The organism is Buttiauxella sp. A111, assembly GCF_014189855.1.
Classification (GTDB): domain Bacteria; phylum Pseudomonadota; class Gammaproteobacteria; order Enterobacterales; family Enterobacteriaceae; genus Buttiauxella; species Buttiauxella selenatireducens.
Genome location: NZ_BJFN01000018.1, coordinates 1 through 1,874 on the forward strand (window position 1 = coordinate 1; position 1,874 = coordinate 1,874).

Below are 1,874 nucleotides of genomic sequence, written 5' to 3' on the forward strand. Positions count from 1 at the left end.
GCGGTGGTCCCACCTGACCCCATGCCGAACTCAGAAGTGAAACGCCGTAGCGCCGATGGTAGTGTGGGGTCTCCCCATGCGAGAGTAGGGAACTGCCAGGCTCCAAATTCAAGAAGTAAATCAGGGTGTAACCCTGATGTTGTAAGAAATTCGGTGGAGCGGTAGTTCAGTCGGTTAGAATACCTGCCTGTCACGCAGGGGGTCGCGGGTTCGAGTCCCGTCCGTTCCGCCACTTATTAAAAATATTATGCCTGCTAAATTAGCGGGCTTAATAATAAGCGTTATTTAGGGGCGTAGCTCAGTTGGTAGAGCACCGGTCTCCAAAACCGGGTGTCGCGAGTTCGAGTCTCTCCGCCCCTGCCATATAATGATCCTTTGCTTCGGCAAAGGATTTTTTTTGTCCAAATTCCTCAAACCTCCCCCCCAAAAAACTACAAAAGCGCATTACTGCGCCATGAGTGGTGTCTTTAATAACTCTTTGATTATGCTTTGTTTATCGCTATTTTGTAACCAGATTGCATACAGTGGACGCGAAAGCGCAGTTGTATCCGGTACCTGATAAATTCCTTCGCGATTTTTAGCCCATTCCACAGGCAAAAATGAACATCCATTGAGCTGTGGTAATAACTTACAAGCTATTTGAGCTGAGCTGGTCGTCAAAACGGGAATATCATCATTGCTGATGAGCCCCACTTCATGCTGCTGGAAATCAGGACCCCATTCCAGACGTAAATACGTCAATCCTTCCTTAGAGTTTTGCACAGAGGCGGAAAATAGCGCCAGGTTGAAATGTCCCAATAACTGGCTCGAAAATTCGTCCATTTTAGGTGACTCAGTTGTGATCAGCAGATCAAGCTGCCGCTCATGTAGCTGCTTCACCAACGACTGTCGTTGGGAAATACGTGCTTCAAATTGCATGTCTTTATGCTGTTGATAGAGCGCCACTAGCCACTCTGAGAGCATGCATTCCCAAAGTGATGCACTGGCACCAATCGTGAGTTCATTGTGCTGAGATGTGTGGGAAACCTCTTTCTTGGCAGCAAGCCAAATATTCATGAGATTTTCTGCGTAAGGCAGTAAACGTTCACCAGCCGTAGTAAGACGAATATTATTACGATGGCGAGTAAAAAGATTTACACCGAGCTGATTCTCTAATTGGCGAATTCTGAAGCTAACGGCTGATTGTGTTAGATAAAGAGCCTCCGCAGCTCGCCCAAAATGACGAGTCCTGCTTACTTCGAGGAACGTTTTTAGTAATTCAGTATCCACGACTCACTCCCAAAAAAATTTTGTCGTTATGATTTAAATGTTTTGTTTGACGCTCTGTCAAGCGTAACTAATACTCCGCGCCATAAATAGCTCGACCAAGAGAATTAGGAGCGTGCAGGATGGCGGAAAGCTTTACGACGACTAATCGGTTTTTCGACAATAAACATTATCCGCGCGGGTTCGCTCGCCATGGTGATTTCACCATCAAAGAAGCCCAACTGTTAGAACGTCATGGTTATGCGTTCAATGAGTTGGATCTTGGCAAACGTGAACCTGGTACCGAAGAAGAAGTTCTGTTTGTTGCTGTGTGCCGTGGCGAACGTGAGCCAGTGACAGAAGCTGAGCGTGTGTGGAGCAAGTATATGACGCGAATCAAGCGTCCTAAGCGTTTCCATACTCTCTCCGGTGGAAAACCACAGGCGGACGCAGTTGAAGACTACACCGACAGTGATGATTAATTAAAAATGGGGCTAAGGCCCTAATGCCGATCAGTTAAGGATCAGTTGATCGATCCAGTAGCTGTGTAAGAATCCGGAAATGTTCTTCGTTTCCGGATTTTTTTATGCATATCGGGCAGGCTCTTGATCTCGTTTCACGTTACGACT

The 1,874-nt window shown here is 46.6% G+C and carries 2 protein-coding genes, 2 tRNA genes and 1 rRNA gene; 4 read left to right on the plus strand and 1 reads right to left on the minus strand.

Going from position 1 to position 1,874, the window contains the following annotated elements:
• From rrf to BSPA111_RS22355, 3 genes are all read left to right on the plus strand, one after another.
• A 5S ribosomal RNA gene (gene rrf / locus BSPA111_RS22345) occupies positions 1 to 101 on the plus strand; the annotation flags it as partial.
• Between the two features lie 54 nt (positions 102 to 155).
• A tRNA-Asp gene (locus BSPA111_RS22350) sits at positions 156 to 232 on the plus strand.
• A 55-nt stretch (positions 233 to 287) separates the two neighbouring features.
• Positions 288 to 363: transfer RNA gene (locus BSPA111_RS22355), tRNA-Trp, on the plus strand.
• An 81-nt stretch (positions 364 to 444) separates the two neighbouring features.
• On the opposite strand, the gene hdfR is transcribed toward BSPA111_RS22355, so the two are convergent.
• Positions 445 to 1,269 carry an HTH-type transcriptional regulator HdfR gene (gene hdfR / locus BSPA111_RS22360; protein WP_183273302.1) on the minus strand — a complete coding sequence of 275 codons (825 nt, stop codon included), beginning with the start codon at positions 1,267 to 1,269 and terminating at the stop codon, positions 445 to 447.
• Between the two features lie 119 nt (positions 1,270 to 1,388).
• Here hdfR and BSPA111_RS22365 point away from each other — a divergent pair, with 119 nt between their 5' ends.
• Positions 1,389 to 1,727, plus strand: coding sequence for a DUF413 domain-containing protein (locus BSPA111_RS22365; RefSeq protein ID WP_064541626.1), 339 nt, complete (start codon positions 1,389 to 1,391; stop codon positions 1,725 to 1,727).
• Positions 1,728 to 1,874 lie beyond the last annotated feature (147 nt).